The organism is Streptomyces sp. 5K101, from assembly GCF_046506645.1.
Lineage (GTDB): Bacteria > Actinomycetota > Actinomycetes > Streptomycetales > Streptomycetaceae > Streptomyces.
Genome location: NZ_JBKFFO010000007.1, coordinates 64,875 through 80,770 on the forward strand (window position 1 = coordinate 64,875; position 15,896 = coordinate 80,770).

Below are 15,896 nucleotides of genomic sequence, written 5' to 3' on the forward strand. Positions count from 1 at the left end.
GACGCGGAATCCCGCGTACCTGTGCGCGGCTTGATGGGAACCGTCAAGGCCCGGATATCCTCCTAAGTCTTACGGGGGGCGTACGGCGTGCATGGCCTGTGCCCCGACGACCCGAAAGTCGATGGGGCTGGAGAATGATCGAGGCAGTCGGCCTGACGAAGCGCTACGGCGCCAAGACGGCCGTGTACAACCTTTCCTTCCAGGTACGGCCCGGCGCCGTCACCGGGTTCCTCGGACCCAACGGCGCCGGCAAGTCCACGACCATGCGCATGATCCTCGGACTCGACAAGCCGACCGAGGGGCAGGTCACCATCAGCGGCCGGCCGTACCGGCAGCTGCCGAACGCGCCGCGGCAGGTCGGCGCGCTGCTGGACGCCAAGGCCGTGCACGGCGGGCGCAGCGCGCGCAGCCACCTGCTGTCGCTGGCGCAGCTGTCCGGCATCCCGGCCCGCCGGGTCGACGAGGTACTGGGTGTCGTCGGCCTCCAGGACGTCGCCAAGCGCCGTTCCAAGGGCTTCTCGCTCGGCATGGGGCAGCGGCTCGGCATCGCCGCCGCGCTGCTCGGCGACCCGCAGGTGCTGCTCTTCGACGAACCGGTCAACGGTCTCGACCCCGAAGGCATCCTGTGGGTGCGCAATCTGATGAAGCAGCTGGCCGCCGAGGGCCGTACCGTCTTCGTCTCGTCCCACCTGATGAGCGAAATGGCGCTCACCGCCGACCACTTGATCGTCATCGGCCGGGGGCAGCTGCTCGCGGACATGAGCGTCAAGGACTTCATCTCGAACAACTCGGCCGATTTCGCCCGGGTGCGCACGCCGCAGACCGATCCGCAGCAGCGGGAGAAGCTTCTCGCGGCGCTCACCGAGGCGGGCGGGCAGGTCATGTCCGAGCCGGACGGCGCCCTGCGCGTCACGGGCCTCGCCCTGCCGTGGATCAGCGACGTGGCCCACGAGGCGGACGTCCGGCTGTGGGAGCTGTCGCCGCACCAGGCGTCCCTGGAGGAGGCGTACATGCGGATGACGCAGGGCGCCGTCGACTACCGCTCCACCGACGACCAGAAGGCGGGGCTGATGCAGCAGCCGCCGATGGGCTACCTGCCGCCGCAGCAGCCGCAGATCCCCGAGGTCCCGCAGCAGGGCTGGTACGCCCCGCCGCCGCCCGGAGCCGGGCAGAACCCGTACGCGGCCGGGGTGCCGGGTGCCCCCGCCCAGCCCGCGCCCGTGCAGCCCGCGCCGCCGGCCGCACCGCCCGCCGCTCCCCCTGCCGCCGCCCCCGCCGACCTGACCAAGCCCGAGGACGCCCGATGACCACCCCCTACCAGCACCCGGGCGCCGCGGCCCCGACGTACGCCTCCCCGATCCCGGTCCGCAGCGCCCACCTCGGGGACGCTCTCGCCTCGGAGTGGACCAAGATCCGCTCGGTGCGCTCCACGATGTGGACGCTCGGCGTGATGATCGTGCTCATGGTGGGCATCGGCCTCGGCACCGCCGCGATCGTGGCCGCCGGCGACGTCGACCTCCAGGGCGAATCGGCGCTCGGCTTCGGCTTCTTCGGCGTCCTGCTCGGTTCGATCTGCGTGATGACGCTGGGCGTTCTGACGATCGCCTCCGAGTACGGCACGGGCATGATCCGTACGACCCTGACCGCCTGCCCCAGCCGTTCGCGCGTGCTGGCCGCCAAGGCGATCGTCTTCTTCGCCCTGGTCTTCACGATCACGGTGGTCTTCGCCGCGCTCGTCGCCGTGGTACAGACGGCCATGGTGGAGGCCGCGGAGCCCACCGGCGACGAGTGGCTGCGCGCGACGGTCGGGGTGGCGCTCTTCGTCGCCTCGATCGGTCTGCTGTCGCTGGCCGTCGGCACCATGATCCGGCACTCGGCCGGTGCGATCACCATCATGATCGGCGTGATGCTGCTGCCGCTCGTCGCGGCCATGTTCATGTTCTCGGAATCGCTCGACGAGGTGCAGGAGTTCCTGCTGAACTACGCCATCCCGAGCCAGCTCATCGGCATCTACGGGGAGGCCGCGGCCGGTGGCTCCGCGGGCCCGGTCGGCTGGGAGCCGGTGTGGATCATGCTCGGCGTCACCGCGGCGGCAATGGCCGGCGCGTTCGCCGTCATCAACAGCCGCGACGTCTGAGAGTCAGTACCGAGGCGCGTTCCGGGACCGCTGCACCCGCGTGGTGCGGCGGTCCTTCGCGTTCCAGCACGCCTTGTGCCAGTGCCGCCGTTCCTCGACGCCGCCGCCGTGCTCGGGCCAGGCCACCACGTGCGCGACGCCGGAGGGGATCTCCTGGTCGCAGCCCGGGCAGCGGTACGTCTTGCCGGCGGCACTCGCGCCCGCGACATGGCGCACCGACCAGTCCTCGCCCTGCCAGGTCTCACTGCGCCCGAACCCGCCGTACCGGTCGCCGTCCCCTGCTGCTCGCTCGGTCGGCTTCTCGCCGCCTCGAGGGCGGTTGCGGCGCGGGGACACGTGGACACCTCACGGGGAGTAGGAACTTTTCCCTTCCAGCGTACGGGCCGAGAAGCGGGGGCACTCGTCCCTCCCGGCCGCGGGACCGTGGCCTCAGGCAGCACCGGTTACCGGACAATCGCAACAACTTCCCGATTGGCCGTGCCTTTGGCACGTGTCAGACGTTGTTGCCGGTAGGGGGAGTGACGCGTCGGCCGCAAGGAGGTTCAAGGCGATGCGCGTTGGGACATTCGTACTGGCCGCCCAGTTCCCGGGACAGGGGCAGGGGGAGGCACTGCACCGGGCGGTGCGCACCGCCGAGGTCGCGGAGGAATCCGGGCTGGATTCGGTCTGGTTGGCCGAGCACCACTTCGTACCGTACGGGGTATGCCCGTCCGCGGTGACGCTTTCGGCGCTCCTTCTCGGCCGCACGCGCCGGATCCGGGTCGGCACGGCCGTGAGCGTGCTGCCGACCGCCCATCCCGTGGCGCTCGGCGAGCAGGCGGCGCTGCTGCACCTCACCTCGGGCGGCCGGTTCACGCTCGGCGTGGGGCGCGGCGGGCCGTGGGTCGACCTGGAGGTGTTCGGCGCCGGAACGGCCGCGTACGAGAGCGGGTTCCCGGAATCACTCGACCTGCTGATGCGATGGCTGCGCGAGCCGCGCGTCGGCGCGGACGGCGAGCGGTTCGCCTTCCGCGAGGTCGCGGTCGTCCCGCGGTCCGACGAGCTGATCGGCGGTCCGCCCGGCGGCCCCGAGGTCGTCGTCGCCTGTACGTCCCCGACCAGTGTGAAGCTCGCCGCGGAGCGCGGGCTGCCCATGCTGCTCGGGATGCACTGCGGAGACGAGGAGAAGGCGGAGATGGTCGCGCTGTGGCGCTCGCACGCGCGGGTCTGTGGTCGTTCGCCCGACGAGATCGCGGCGGCGGGGCACGTGTCGGCGGGCGTGGTCCAGATCGCCGACCGGGCCGCCGACGCGACCGAGACCCTGGTGAAGGCGATGCCCGGCTGGCTCAAGCAGGGCCTGGAGGCGCACGTCACGGTCGACGGCCGGCACCGCTCGATGCGCGACCCCCTCGCCTACACGGAACTGCTGTGCGCGCTGCACCCGGTGGGCCCGCCGCGGCTCGCGGCCGACCGGCTCGCGGCGACGGCGGAGCGGACCGGCATCACGCGCTTCGCGCTGCTGGCCGAAGGCTCGGGCGATCTGGCGGCGACCGAGGAGAACGTACGGCGTGTGGGCGCCGAAGTGCTGCCGCAGCTGGCCTGAGCGCCCCGGCCGTACGGCCCCGGCCGGTCCGTCGAACCCGGCCGGGTCGTACGCGCTCACGACAAGCGCATATTGCCGCCGCCCCGGCCGTCCCGGAGGGGTCCTCCCAGGGCACGGAGCGGCAGCGAAGTCCTCAGCAGTCGCGCAGCTCGGGCGACTGGTTGAGCAGCTGGGCCCGTACGGAAGTGAAGCGGGCGAGCCGCTCGTCCACCGAGGAGTCCAGCGGGAACACCGCGACGCGGTGGCAGTTCTGGAATGCCAGACGCACACCGAAGTGCCGCTGGAGCGCACCGCGAATGGCGTCACTCGCGAGTGCGCGCAGCAGCTGACCACGTGCCTGCTCGTCCGGCGGGGGCGTCTGGTTGTCGGCGAAGTCGCCGCCGTCCACCTTCAGCTGAACCACCAGAGAACTGATCATCTCCCATGCGTAGGGCAGGGAGGTCCGGACGCAGTCGACGAAGGCTGCTTCGTCGACCTCGCCTCGCTCGGCCTGTTCCAACAGCGCCGGTGAGACGTCGAGCGACATGGGTTCTCCTCTCGCGGCCCCGGGCGAACGGGGCCTTACGGGCAGGGAAGGAGGTAGCGGACGAAACGACGGCATACGAACGGCGTAGGACGACGCAGAGTGCACGAGCGGCAACCTCCCGCTTCCACGGTAAGTGCGGCGTCTTGAGCGCACCAGGAGATTGGGAACACAACCGGCCAAATAAGAAGGGGGCTTCCGGGGCGAATCGCGCGGTGCGGCGCCGGTCGAGTAGCGTTGCCGACCATGCGTCTCGTCATCGCCCGCTGCTCCGTGGACTACGCGGGCAGGCTCACCGCCCATCTGCCCTCCGCTCCCCGATTGATCCTGGTCAAGGCGGACGGCAGTGTATCCATCCACGCCGACGACAGGGCGTACAAACCGCTGAACTGGATGTCGCCTCCCTGCACGTTGAAGGAGGGCGACGACAGTGTGTGGACCGTGGTGAACAAAGCGGGCGAGAAACTGATCATCACGATGGAAGAGGTCCTCCACGACTCGTCGCACGAGCTCGGGGTGGATCCGGGCCTCATCAAGGACGGCGTGGAAGCGCACCTGCAGGAGCTTCTGGCCGACCGGATCGAGACACTCGGCGAGGGCTACAGCCTGATCCGCCGCGAATACCCCACGGCCATCGGCCCGGTGGACATTCTGTGCCGGGACGCGGACGGCGGGACGGTGGCGGTGGAGATCAAGCGCCGCGGCGAGATCGACGGTGTGGAACAACTGACCCGCTACCTCGAACTCCTGAACCGCGACCCGCATCTGGCCCCGGTCAAGGGCGTGTTCGCGGCGCAGGAGATCAAGCCGCAGGCGAGGGTGCTGGCGACGGACAGGGGAATCGGCTGCGTGGTGCTGGACTACGACGCACTGCGCGGCATCGAGGACGACAAACTCCGCCTCTTCTGAGCCGCCCGCGCCCACGTGCCCGCTGCGCGAGCGGGCGCGGTCGCCCACGGGGGCGTGCGGGCTGCGCCCGCGGGGCAGGGCCCCGTACCGGCTGCGATCCGCAGGGCAGCTGCGAGACGGCCGGCCGCGCCGGCGAGACCGGTGCACGTTGCGCCCGCAGGCGCGTGTGAGGTGCCCCCTACGCCCGGCGTACGCGGGCCCAGCCGGCTCCCCTGGAGCAGGGGCGCGGGACCTACATCACCGGTGCCGAGGAGCTCTCCGTGGACGACGGACCGCTTGCCGAGGTTGCGCCGCTGGGGGTCGACGACGTCTCGGAGATGGTCGGCGACGGCGAACCCGAGGGCGCGGTCTCCGTCGGGGACGGCTTCGGCGGCGTCGACGGCGGGACCGGGGTCGAGCGCGTCGGCGTCGGACGCGGCGGCTGCGCCGTCTGAGACGGCCCGCCCGGCTGCGTCGGGGTCGACGACGGGGTCTCGCCCGGCGACGCCGGCGCGGCGGGGGCCGTGGACGCGCCCGGTGCCGTCGACGGCGTCGGGCTCTTCGTCGCGCCCTTGTCGTCCGGCTTCTCCGACGCGTCGTCCGCCGGGTCCTCAGTCGTGTCCCAGTCCTCCGGGAAATCGTCCTCGTCCGTCTGCTGCCCGTTCTTGACGTTGTCCGTCGGCGCGTCCTCCTTGTCGGAGGCCGCCCCGAGCGTCACCACCGTGCCGAGGACGACCGCGAGCAGCGCACCCGCTCCGGCCGCGACCACGTTGCGGCGGGCGCCGAGGAGAGCGAGGCCGCGCCGGGACGGCGGCTCGGTGACGGTCACCGGCGTCACCTGCGTCGCGGGCTCCTCCGGCTCGATTCGGGGCAGCTGCGACGTCGTGGCCGTCGGCCCGATCAGCGGGAACACGGACGTGGCCGGGCTCTCCGTGCGTATGGTCAGCGCCTCGGGCCTCGGCGTCAGCCCCGACGTACGGTCCTCGACGAGCGCCAGCGCCCGCCGCCCCGCCACCGTGCCGCGCTTGTCCGCGAGCGCGCCGCGCATCCCGATGGACGCCTCCAGCTCGGCCCTGGCGCGCTCGAGGTTGCCGGTGCACAGCCCGAGAACGCCCAACTCATGGTGGAAGTACGCGTCCTGGGCCACCTCACCCGCGATCCTGGCGGCCGTCGAGCCGGCCCGCAGGGCCTTCTCCCAGGCGCTCCAGTACAGCCCCCCGGCGAACACCGGCGCGGCGCGGCGGGCGAGCCGCACGGCGGCGTCGGCGTACTCGTCGTCCCGGCCGCCCGCGACCAGCGCGCCCAGCGAGGCGAGCATGGCGTCCGACTCGGCGATCGCGCGCTCGGGCGTGACCGAGGGGTGCCCGGCCCACCAGGCGTAGTGCTGTGCGGCGGTGTGCGCGTGGGCCGCGGAGTCGTTGTCGTAGCCCTTCTCCCGCAGCTGCGCGAGCACTCCGGCCGCCAGCCGGTAGCGCGTGCCGGCCGGGGAGAGGAGGCCGCAGCCCATGAGTTCGCCGAGCGCCGCGTCCGCGTGGGTGTCGCCGACGAGCGCCGGCAGGTGGGCCTGGTGGGGCACCTCGCCGCCGAGCGCGACGGCGATCCGTAGGGTCTGTCGTGCGGACTCGCTGAGCCGCGAGGCGAGCAGCGGCGCGGGCGCCGCCCCCTCCCCCAGCGTCGGCAGCGGTACGTCCCGGCCCTGCGCGGCCTCGAACGCCGCGAACTCGTCCTCGGCGTCCGGATCCCCGCGCAGCTCGTCGCACTGCCGCAGCAGCGCACCGGCCTGCACGAAACGCAGCGGCAGGCCCTCGGACTCGAACCAGAGGTCGCCCGCCCAGTTCGTCTCGTCCTCGGTGAGCGGCCGCTCCACGATGTGGGAGAGGAGCTCCAGCGCCGTCGCGCGGCCGAGGCCGCCGAGGAAGATCTCTTCGAGGGGCGAGTCCGCGGAGGGCGCGGGCACGTCGGGCGTCGCGGCGAGCAGGAAGGCGCACTCGGGAGCCGCGTCGAGCAACTCGTCGAGCGCGGCGCCGCCGAACTCCAGGTCGTCGAGGACGACGACGGCCCCGATGTCGCGGACGAAGCCCGCGAGCGCGTTCCGGTCGGGCCGGTGGCCGGGCGCGGCGAAGACGACGGTGAAGAGTTCCTGCAGGAGCTCTGCGGGAGTGCGGTGGTGGCCGTTGAGGCGTATGACACCGTCGGGCGCGAAGTCCGCGCAGTCCTCGGCGACCGCGTCGAGGAGGGTGCTGCGTCCGGAGCCCGCGGGGCCGGTGAGCCGTACGGACCGGCCCTGGCCGAGCAGGCGGACGAGCCGCTCCCGCTCCTCGCCCCGTTCCAGCATGGGCAGCCGCGGCGCCGCGGGCCCCGGCGGTACGGGCGGCAGCGCGGCACGCTGCCGCTCCACGCGCTCGGCGGCGCTGCGCCGGGTCGGCCGCGCGGGCCGCTCCCCCGGCGGGCAGGGTTCGATCTCACTGCCGTCGACGGGGTTGACGGTGAGCAGGAAGTCGCCCGAGACGACCTTGACGGTGCGCGCGGGCACCGGTGACGCCTTCGCGGCCGGAGTGACGGCGTCGCGCGGCGGCCCGGCCGCGCCCTTGCCGAGACTGCCGCCGTCGCCGAAGCCGCCCTCGCCGAAGCTGTCGTTGTCCATGGTGAAAGCCCCCAGATACGGTTCGCCTGGCCTCGCTGCGCCGGGATCTGCCGATCCCGGGGCCCGAGCCGCGTGTGGATGCCCTCCCGGCCTTTCCGCACGCTCGCCGTCGCTTCGGTCCGGTGCCCACCTGATGGGTCCTTCACAAGGGTGGGCGATGGAACCCTAGACGCTCTGTCGGCGTCACGGAACCGGCGGGGTCCCGCACCGCCTGGGACGTCACGGTCTCGGGAGATTTGCGCGACTCGTGACGTCCCGCAGGGCTCGTGCCGTCACGGGCGCCTCATGCCGTCACGCGCGGCTCGTGCCGTTGTGCGGCTCGTCCGCCACCTGCGGCTTGTGCGTCACAACGACTCGTGCTTCCCGTGCGGCTGGTGCGTCACGAGCGGCTTGTGGGTCGCTTACGACTCGTCCGTCATCTGCGGCTCGTGCGTCACGCGTGCCTCGCACCGTCACGAGCGCCTCGCGCCGTCGTGCCGACCGGCCCCCGTCAGACCCGCGGCAGCGACTCGGCGGCGAGGCCGCCTTCGATCGCCAGGATGCGGTGCAACCGGGTCGCGACGAGGAGCCTTTGCATCTGCGGCGGGACACCGCGCAGCACCAGGCGGCGGCCGCACCGGCCGGCCCGCCGGTGCGCGCCCATGATGACCCCGAGCCCGGTGGCGTCCCAGGAGTCGAGATGCGTCAGGTCGAGCACCAGGTCGCCGACTCCGTCGTCGACGGCCGAGTGTAGGACCGTACGGGCGTCCGCCGCGCTACGGACGTCGAGGCGGCCCCCGACGACCAGCTCGGCGTGGTCGCCCCTGATGTGCATATGCGCTCCCCGAGAACTCTTCGCTTTACCCCGTAACCGGTACTTCTTCATCTAGCAACAACTGACTGCCCGGCACCCGGAGGGGTTGCTGCTTGTAAGCGAACCGATACCGAATTCACCCCGGCGGGCGATACCGAACCGGTCGATTTGGTCAGTGCTTGTAGAAGCCCTGCCCGCTCTTGCGGCCGATGTCACCGGCATCCACCATCCGGCGCATCAGCTCCGGCGGCGCGAACTTCTCGTCCTGCGACTCGGTGTAGATGTTGCTGGTGGCGTGCAGCAGGATGTCGACGCCCGTCAGGTCGGCGGTCGCCAGCGGCCCCATGGCGTGGCCGAAGCCGAGCTTGCAGGCGATGTCGATGTCCTCGGCGCTGGCGACGCCCGACTCGTACAGCTTCGCGGCCTCGACGACGAGTGCCGAAATGAGGCGGGTCGTCACGAAACCGGCGACGTCGCGGTTGACGACGATGCAGGTCTTGCCGACCGACTCGGCGAACTCCCGCGCGGTGGCGAGCGTTTCGTCGCTGGTCTTGTAGCCGCGGACCAGCTCGCACAGCTGCATCATGGGCACCGGCGAGAAGAAGTGCGTGCCGACGACGCGCTCCGGACGCTCCGTCACCGCCGCGATCTTGGTGATCGGGATGGCGGAGGTGTTGGAGGCGAGGACGGCGTCCTCCCGTACGAGCTTGTCGAGCGCACGGAAGATCTCGTGCTTGACCTCGAGCTTCTCGAAGACCGCCTCGACGACGATGTCCGCGTCCGCGACGGCGTCCAGGTCGGTCGTGGTGGTGATGCGCGCCAACGCGGCCTCGGCGTCAGCGGCTTCGAGCTTGCCCTTGGAGACGAACTTGTCGTACGACGCCTTGATGCCGTCCCGGCCGCGGGTCAGGGCCTCGTCGGTGACATCGCGGAGTACGACGTCCCAGCCGGCCTGGGCCGAGACCTGCGCGATTCCGGACCCCATGAGTCCGGCACCGATGACGGCGAGCTTCCTGGCCACTGCGACACCCCTTAACAACTGTTTACATGTTCGCTCTCTGGCGGAGGTTAGCGCCCGTGAGGTGCCCTGTGACCGCGAAGAGATACGCGTCACGTCCCACATGGCGGACATCACACCGCCGGATGGCACGTCCACCCGGATGGGTGCCGGCTCGTCCCCCGCGCCGTGACGGCGGGCACACGGGTGTCCCGCGGGGCCCGAACGTAACTACGCTGGCCACATGGTCAATCTGACGCGTATCTACACCCGTACCGGCGACCAGGGCACCACCGCTCTGGGCGACATGAGCCGCACCGCCAAGACCGATCTGCGCATCGCCGCGTACGCCGACGCCAACGAGGCCAATGCCGTCATCGGCACGGCCATCGCCCTCGGGCAGCTCGGCGAGGAGGTCGTGAAGGTCCTCGTCCGCGTGCAGAACGACCTGTTCGACGTGGGCGCGGACCTGTCGACCCCGGTGGTCGAGAACCCGAAGTACCCGCCGCTGCGGGTCGAGCAGTCGTACATCGACAAGCTGGAGGCGGACTGCGACCGCTTCCTTCAGGAGCTGGAGAAGCTGCGCAGTTTCATCCTGCCCGGCGGCACGCCGGGGGCGGCGCTGCTGCACCAGGCGTGCACGGTCGTACGGCGGGCGGAGCGCTCGACGTGGGCGGCGCTGGAGGTGCACGGCGAGACGATGAACACGCTGACGGCGACGTACCTGAACCGCCTGTCCGACCTCCTGTTCATCCTGGCGAGGACGGCGAACAAGGAGGTCGGCGACGTTCTCTGGGTCCCGGGCGGCGACCGCTGACGCCGGACGCCCCGGCCGGGAGACCGGGGCGCCGCGGCCGGTGAACGTCAGTCGCGTCCGGCACAGGCCGGTTCGCGCTCCGGCTGCGCCTTCGGGGGCTTTTGGGCCACAGGGCGTACGACAGCGCGATCAGGCCGTGGATCACGGCCGCCCGCCAGGCGACGGTCATCCAGCTCTCCAGGGAAACCGTCCGGCTCGCCTCGCCCACGTACCAGATCGCGATCTGCAGCAGCACGGTGGTGACACCCGCGGCGATCAGGGTGCCGAGCCAGACGCGGCCCTCGTGCTTCGCCCTGGCCATGCCGTAGCGCGGGGGCTTCGCCGGCGGCGGGGCGCCGCCGAAGCGGTGCGCGGCGTGTCCGTCGAGCCACTTGACCGTGCGGTGGCCGTGGCCGACCGTGTAGCCGATGTAGAGCGCGGCCAGGCCGTGCTTCCAGCTCGGTTCGGCGCCGTTGTCGAGGTCGACGGCCGTGGCGACGAGCAGCACGACCTCCAGCAGCGGTTCGCACAGCAGCAGCGCCGCCCCCGTACGCGGCATCCTGAGCAGGTAGCGGGCGGCGAGTCCGGCGGCCAGCAGCACCCAGAAGCCGACCTCGCAGACCACGATCAGCGTGACGATCACGACGGCTCTCCTTTCGTACGGTTCCAGCGTGTCGGCCCGGCACCGCGGTTTCGTCGTCGTGAGTGACGAACTGCGACTGCATCGTTCGATCTAGTCGCGGCTCCGCCCGCACGGTGAGGCAACGGGCGGTCCGCAGCGTGTTGGATGGGGGACGTGACCTTCCCCCGCCCGCACCGCGACGACGTGCTCATGGCGGGCGTAAGCCTGCTCGGCGGTCTGCTGCTGTGGTCGCTGGGCGTCCACTCCAATGGCTCGTACGCCCCGCTGCCGTCGTGGGTGACGCTGGTGCCGCTGGTGGCGCTGGCCGGACTGCAGCTGCTGCGCCGGACCATGCCGCGTACGGCGCTGATCGCCGGCACGGCCGCGGTCGTGGTGGACCCGTTCACTCCAGGCAGCATCGTGTCGCTGCTGGTGTTCGCGGACCTCGTCTACGCGGCAGTGGTGTACGGGCCGCCCGCATCGGCCCGCCGCATCCCGGTCACCACCGGGATGATCACGCTCGCGGTGACGATCGGCTTCCTGGCCTGGCTCAGGGAGCCGAGCGCCCTGCTGGTCGGCCTCGTCACGGGGCTCGTCTCGTTCGGCCCCGCCACCACCGGCGCGATCGTGCGCAACCACCAGGAGGCCGCGGATGCGGCCCGGCTGCGCGCCGAGCAGACCGCGCTGCTGGCCGAGATGGACCGGGCGCAGGCCGTGGTCGCCGAGCGTTCCCGGATGGCCCGGGAGCTGCACGACATGGTCGCCAACCACCTCGCGGCCATCGCCATCCACTCCACCGCCGCACTGTCGCTGGACGACGCGGCGACCACCCGGCAGGCGCTGACGGTGATCCGCAAGAACAGCGTCGAGGGGCTGGCCGAGATGCGCCGGCTCATCGGGCTGCTGCGGGACAGCAGCGGTGACGCGGAACCGGCCGCCGCCCCCACTCTGGCGGGCCTCGACGCCCTGGTGGAGCAGGCCCGGACCAACGGGGCGTCGAGCGGGCTCACGTTCACGCTGCACGACGTGCGCGAGGCGGGCGCGCGGCTGCCCGCGCCGGTGGAGCTCGCCGCCTACCGGATCGTGCAGGAGTCGCTGACCAACGCGATCAAGCACGCGGACGAGGGCGAGGTCCTGGTGGAGGTGTCGAACGACGGGGGCCGCGCGCTGACCGTGACGGTGACGAGCCCGTTCGGGCGGCGGCCGGGGCCGCGGGCGCCGGGGTCGGGCGCCGGGATCGTCGGGATGCAGGAGCGGGCGGCCCTGCTGGACGGGACGTTCGCGGCGGGCCCCGGCCGACGTCCTCGTGCTGACGACGTTCGATCTCGACGAGTACGTCTTCGGTGCGCTGCGGGCCGGGGCCGCGGGATTCCTGCTGAAGAACACGGAGGCGAAGGACCTGATCGGAGCGGTGCGCACGGTGGCGCGCGGCGAGGGCCTGATCGCTCCGGCGGTGACGCGCCGCCTGATCGCGGAGTTCGCGGCGCCGCGCACCGCACGCCCCGCCCACGCGCCCGACCTCTCGGCCATCGAGGCGCTGACGCGCCGGGAGCGCGAGGTGCTGTCGTGCCTGGGCGAAGGGCTGTCGAACGCGGAGATCGCCGGCCGCCTGTCGATGGCCGAGGGGACGGTGAAGACACACGTCAGCAGACTGCTCGGGAAGCTGGAGCTGCGCAGCCGGGTCCAAGCAGCCGTGCTGGCCCAGGAGTTGGGGATCTGACGCGCGTCCGCTTGACAGCGCGTCACCTATGGTCTGGACCTATTGACGATTGGTCCAGACCTTCCTACTCTCACGGCACACGCCGTGTCGAGCCTCGCGGCGTACGCAGTGCACGGACCACCCCGACTTGTCCGTCCGCAACTCGAGGAGCTTCCTTGAGCACTCCCGTCACCGGGGCGCCCCGCCCCCGAAGCAGCTTCAGATCCAGAGCCACCGCGGGCCTGACCGCGCTTCTCCTCCCCCTCGCCGCCATGGTCGGCCTGGCCTCCCCCGCCGAGGCCGCCGCATCGGCCACGGCCTCGTACACCAGGGTCTCCGACTGGGGATCCGGATTCGAGGGCAAGTGGACGGTGAAGAACACCGGCACCACCACCCTCAGCTCCTGGACCGTCGAGTGGGACTTCCCCACCGGCACCGCCGTCACCTCCGCGTGGGACGCGGACGTGACCAGCTCCGGCACCCACTGGACCGCCAGGAACAAGAGCTGGAACGGCTCACTGGCCCCCGGCGCCTCCGTCTCCTTCGGCTTCAACGGCACGGGCTCCGGCTCCCCCTCCGGCTGCAGGCTCAACGGCGCGTCCTGCGACGGCGGCTCCGTCCCGGGCGACGCGCCGCCCTCCGCCCCCGGCACCCCGGCCGCGAGCAACATCACGAACACCTCGGTCACGCTCAGCTGGAGCGCGGCGACCGACGACAAGGGCATCAAGAACTACGATGTCCTGCGTGACGGCGCCAAGGTCGCCACGGTCACCGGCACCACGTGGACCAACACCGGGCTGACCGCCGGCACGGACTACTCGTACACCGTCCAGGCCCGCGACACCGCCGACCAGACCGGCCCGGTCAGCGGCGCCCGCGCGGTGCGCACCACAGGCGGCGGCACCGACCCGGGCCCCGGCCCCGGCGGCAAGGTCAAGCTGGGCTACTTCACCGAGTGGGGCGTCTACGGGCGCAACTACCACGTGAAGAACCTGGTCACCTCGGGTTCGGCGGCGAAGATCACGCACATCAACTACGCCTTCGGCAACGTGACCGGCGGCAAGTGCGCCATCGGTGACGCCTACGCCGACTACGACAAGGCGTACACCGCCGACCAGAGCGTCGACGGCGTCGCCGACACGTGGGACCAGCCGCTGCGCGGAAACTTCAACCAGCTGCGCAAGCTGAAGGCGAAGTACCCGCACATCAAGGTGCTGTGGTCGTTCGGCGGCTGGACCTGGTCCGGAGGCTTCGGCCAGGCCGTGGCGAACCCGGCCGCCTTCGCCCAGTCCTGCTACGACCTGGTCGAGGACCCGCGCTGGGCCGACGTCTTCGACGGCATCGACCTGGACTGGGAGTACCCGAACGCCTGCGGTCTGTCGTGCGACACCAGCGGACCCGCGGCGTTCAAGAACATGATGCAGGCCATGCGCGCCAAGTTCGGCGCGAACAACCTGGTCACCGCGGCCGTCACGGCCGACGCCTCATCCGGCGGCAAGATCGACGCAGCCGACTACGGCGGCGCCGCGCAGTACGTCGACTGGTACAACGTGATGACGTACGACTTCTTCGGCGCCTGGGCCGCCCAGGGCCCGACCGCCCCGCACTCCCCCCTCACCTCGTACCCGGGCATCCCCCAGGCGGGCTTCAACTCCGCCGAGGCGATCGCCAAGTTCAAGGCCAAGGGCGTGCCCTCGTCGAAGCTGCTGCTGGGCATCGGCTTCTACGGGCGTGGCTGGACGGGCGTGACGCAGTCGGCGCCCGGCGGTTCGGCCACCGGACCGGCGGCCGGCACCTACGAGCAGGGCATCGAGGACTACAAGGTGCTGAAGAACACCTGCCCGGCGACCGGCACGATCGCGGGCACGGCGTACGCCCACTGCGGCAGCAACTGGTGGAGCTACGACACCCCGGTCACCGTCACGTCCAAGATGGGCTGGGCGAAAAACCAGGGGCTCGGCGGAGCGTTCTTCTGGGAGTTCAGCGGTGACACCGCGAACGGCGAGCTCGTGAGCGCGCTCAACAGCGGCCTCGGATAATCGCCGGGCCGAGCACGGAAGCGGGGGCGGTGCGCATGCACCGCCCCCGCTTCACGTTCGGTCAAGGAATTCACGCGACTCTCCCGGACTCCGTCCGGGGCTGCCCCCAACCCGTGCTTTCAAGCCACGTTCACGCGCTGCCCCGGCGGGGCCGCCTCCAGCCAGGCGAGGAAGCCGGTGAGCGCGTCCTCGCTCATCGCCAGCTCCAGACGGGTCCCGCGGTGCCGGCAGCCGAGCACGACCGAGTCCGACAACAGCGCGAGCTCCTCCTCGCTGTCCGGCGTACGCCGGGCGAGGACCTCGATCGCCGAGCGCTCCAGGGTGCGCCGGGGTCGGGGGGCGTACGAGAAGACCCGGAACCACTCGATGCGGTCACCGCTGTACCGGGCGACGCCGTACACCCAGCCCTTGCTGGAGGGATCGCCCTGCTCGGGGACGTTCCACCGCAGACTGCAGTCGAACGTGCCGCCGGAGCGCTGGATCAGGCGCCGGCGCAGACCGAAGACCAAGAGCGCGACCACTACCAGTAGGACGACCAGGCCGCTCACAAGAAGAGCGAGGAACATCTCCACCGACCTCCTCGCATCGTCCCGTAAAACCGAATACCACGTGCACCTGCATCGCCTCAGCCGCGGCACGGTCTGGAGTGACTCCAGCCCGGGCCGCGGCTGAGGGACAAAACTGTGGGCGGGGTGTCAGTGCACCGCCACCGCGCGCAACCGGACGTCGGCACGACGCTCGGCGGCAGCGTCCGCGTCCGACTTGGCGCGCTCCAGCGCACGCGCGGCGCGCTGGACATCGATCTCGTCCGCCAGCTCGGCGATCTCCGCCAGCAGCGACAGCTTGTTGTCGGCGAAGGAGATGAATCCGCCGTGAACGGCGGCGACGACGGTGCCGCCCTCGCTCGTGCGGATGGTCACCGGGCCCGACTCCAGCACACCGAGCAGCGGCTGGTGACCGGGCATGACGCCGATGTCGCCGGACGTGGTGCGCGCGACGACCAGGGTGGCCTCGCCGGACCAGACACTGCGGTCCGCGGCGACCAGCTCGACGTGCAGCTCAGCAGCCAAGGTTGGCTCCTCGGGTCACCACCCGGCGGTACTGCCGGGTGTTGGGTCATAAGTCTAGTAGGGCTCGGGATGCCGAAGCGTCCCGGCCCGCCCCGGCACAGAGGCC

General features: G+C 71.5%; 14 protein-coding genes and 2 pseudogenes. 8 read left to right on the top strand and 8 right to left on the bottom strand.

Features of this window, described 5'->3' with window-relative positions; all coding sequences use genetic code 11:
• The first annotated feature begins 134 nt into the window (after positions 1-134).
• Positions 135-1,307, top strand: a complete 1,173-nt coding sequence (locus ACLB9X_RS15590; RefSeq protein WP_410360952.1) for an ABC transporter ATP-binding protein — start codon at positions 135-137, stop codon at positions 1,305-1,307.
• Entirely contained in the window at positions 1,304-2,137 is an 834-nt protein-coding gene (locus ACLB9X_RS15595) for an ABC transporter permease (RefSeq protein ID WP_410360953.1), read from the top strand. Before ACLB9X_RS15590 ends, ACLB9X_RS15595 begins: the two co-directional genes overlap by 4 nt.
• Before the next feature lie 3 nt (positions 2,138-2,140).
• Here the strand turns inward: ACLB9X_RS15595 and ACLB9X_RS15600 are convergent, their stop codons facing one another.
• Positions 2,141-2,473: an ATP/GTP-binding protein gene (locus ACLB9X_RS15600; protein ID WP_410360954.1), complete on the bottom strand. Its 333-nt coding sequence runs from the start codon at positions 2,471-2,473 to the stop codon at positions 2,141-2,143.
• Between the two features lie 214 nt (positions 2,474-2,687).
• On the opposite strand from ACLB9X_RS15600, the gene ACLB9X_RS15605 reads away from it, so the two are divergent.
• Positions 2,688-3,719 (top strand): LLM class flavin-dependent oxidoreductase, encoded by a 1,032-nt coding sequence (locus ACLB9X_RS15605; RefSeq protein WP_410360955.1) that lies wholly within the window; start codon positions 2,688-2,690, stop codon positions 3,717-3,719.
• A 133-nt stretch (positions 3,720-3,852) separates the two neighbouring features.
• Here ACLB9X_RS15605 and ACLB9X_RS15610 read toward each other — a convergent pair whose 3' ends face one another.
• A complete protein-coding gene (locus tag ACLB9X_RS15610; protein WP_410360956.1) occupies positions 3,853-4,245 on the bottom strand; it encodes an SCO5389 family protein in 393 nt (130 codons plus the stop codon).
• A gap of 243 nt (positions 4,246-4,488) precedes the next feature.
• On the opposite strand from ACLB9X_RS15610, the gene nucS reads away from it, so the two are divergent.
• Positions 4,489-5,151, top strand: coding sequence for an endonuclease NucS (gene nucS / locus ACLB9X_RS15615; protein ID WP_177147610.1), 663 nt, complete (start codon positions 4,489-4,491; stop codon positions 5,149-5,151).
• 232 nt (positions 5,152-5,383) lie between these two features.
• Here the strand turns inward: nucS and ACLB9X_RS15620 are convergent, their stop codons facing one another.
• The 3 genes from ACLB9X_RS15620 to ACLB9X_RS15630 form a co-directional block, all read right to left on the bottom strand.
• On the bottom strand, positions 5,384-7,774 hold the full coding sequence (locus ACLB9X_RS15620; RefSeq protein WP_410360957.1) for an ATP-binding protein: 2,391 nt from the start codon (positions 7,772-7,774) through the stop codon (positions 5,384-5,386).
• A gap of 490 nt (positions 7,775-8,264) precedes the next feature.
• A complete protein-coding gene (locus tag ACLB9X_RS15625) occupies positions 8,265-8,588 on the bottom strand; it encodes an STAS domain-containing protein (RefSeq protein ID WP_177147608.1) in 324 nt (107 codons plus the stop codon).
• Positions 8,589-8,739: 151 nt separating this feature from the next.
• Entirely contained in the window at positions 8,740-9,588 is an 849-nt protein-coding gene (locus tag ACLB9X_RS15630) for a 3-hydroxyacyl-CoA dehydrogenase family protein (RefSeq protein WP_392325530.1), read from the bottom strand.
• 220 nt (positions 9,589-9,808) lie between these two features.
• Here ACLB9X_RS15630 and ACLB9X_RS15635 point away from each other — a divergent pair, with 220 nt between their 5' ends.
• Positions 9,809-10,381: a cob(I)yrinic acid a,c-diamide adenosyltransferase gene (locus ACLB9X_RS15635; protein WP_410360958.1), complete on the top strand. Its 573-nt coding sequence runs from the start codon at positions 9,809-9,811 to the stop codon at positions 10,379-10,381.
• Here ACLB9X_RS15635 and ACLB9X_RS15640 read toward each other — a convergent pair.
• Positions 10,314-11,003, bottom strand: a complete 690-nt coding sequence (locus tag ACLB9X_RS15640; protein WP_410360959.1) for a hypothetical protein — start codon at positions 11,001-11,003, stop codon at positions 10,314-10,316. The genes ACLB9X_RS15635 and ACLB9X_RS15640 overlap by 68 nt on opposite strands.
• Before the next feature lie 735 nt (positions 11,004-11,738).
• Between ACLB9X_RS15640 and ACLB9X_RS15645 the strand changes: the two are divergent.
• The 3 genes and pseudogenes from ACLB9X_RS15645 to ACLB9X_RS15655 form a co-directional block, all read left to right on the top strand.
• Positions 11,739-11,837: pseudogene (locus tag ACLB9X_RS15645) on the top strand (hypothetical protein); the annotation flags it as partial.
• A gap of 439 nt (positions 11,838-12,276) precedes the next feature.
• Positions 12,277-12,702: pseudogene (locus tag ACLB9X_RS15650) on the top strand (LuxR C-terminal-related transcriptional regulator); the annotation flags it as partial.
• Positions 12,703-12,953: 251 nt separating this feature from the next.
• A complete protein-coding gene (locus ACLB9X_RS15655) occupies positions 12,954-14,720 on the top strand; it encodes a glycosyl hydrolase family 18 protein (RefSeq protein WP_410361187.1) in 1,767 nt (588 codons plus the stop codon).
• Positions 14,721-14,839: 119 nt separating this feature from the next.
• On the opposite strand, the gene ACLB9X_RS15660 is transcribed toward ACLB9X_RS15655, so the two are convergent.
• Both ACLB9X_RS15660 and ACLB9X_RS15665 read right to left on the bottom strand, forming a co-directional pair.
• Complete coding sequence (locus tag ACLB9X_RS15660; RefSeq protein WP_410360960.1) at positions 14,840-15,286, bottom strand: DUF2550 domain-containing protein; 447 nt, start codon at positions 15,284-15,286, stop codon at positions 14,840-14,842.
• Positions 15,287-15,415: 129 nt separating this feature from the next.
• Positions 15,416-15,790, bottom strand: a complete 375-nt coding sequence (locus tag ACLB9X_RS15665; RefSeq protein WP_410360961.1) for a F0F1 ATP synthase subunit epsilon — start codon at positions 15,788-15,790, stop codon at positions 15,416-15,418.
• Positions 15,791-15,896: the final 106 nt, after the last annotated feature.

Excerpts from the sequence above, each read along its gene's own strand:
- ACLB9X_RS15590 (WP_410360952.1), top strand. The coding sequence starts at position 135 with ATGATCGAGGCAGTCGGCCTGACGAAGCGCTACGGCGCCAAGACGGCC.
- ACLB9X_RS15595 (WP_410360953.1), top strand. The coding sequence starts at position 1,304 with ATGACCACCCCCTACCAGCACCCGGGCGCCGCGGCCCCGACGTACGCC.
- ACLB9X_RS15605 (WP_410360955.1), top strand. The coding sequence starts at position 2,688 with ATGCGCGTTGGGACATTCGTACTGGCCGCCCAGTTCCCGGGACAGGGG.
- ACLB9X_RS15610 (WP_410360956.1), bottom strand. The coding sequence starts at position 4,245 with ATGTCGCTCGACGTCTCACCGGCGCTGTTGGAACAGGCCGAGCGAGGC.
- nucS (WP_177147610.1), top strand. The coding sequence starts at position 4,489 with ATGCGTCTCGTCATCGCCCGCTGCTCCGTGGACTACGCGGGCAGGCTC.
- ACLB9X_RS15620 (WP_410360957.1), bottom strand. The coding sequence starts at position 7,774 with ATGGACAACGACAGCTTCGGCGAGGGCGGCTTCGGCGACGGCGGCAGT.
- ACLB9X_RS15625 (WP_177147608.1), bottom strand. The coding sequence starts at position 8,588 with ATGCACATCAGGGGCGACCACGCCGAGCTGGTCGTCGGGGGCCGCCTC.
- ACLB9X_RS15635 (WP_410360958.1), top strand. The coding sequence starts at position 9,809 with ATGGTCAATCTGACGCGTATCTACACCCGTACCGGCGACCAGGGCACC.
- ACLB9X_RS15655 (WP_410361187.1), top strand. The coding sequence starts at position 12,954 with ATGGTCGGCCTGGCCTCCCCCGCCGAGGCCGCCGCATCGGCCACGGCC.
- ACLB9X_RS15660 (WP_410360960.1), bottom strand. The coding sequence starts at position 15,286 with ATGTTCCTCGCTCTTCTTGTGAGCGGCCTGGTCGTCCTACTGGTAGTG.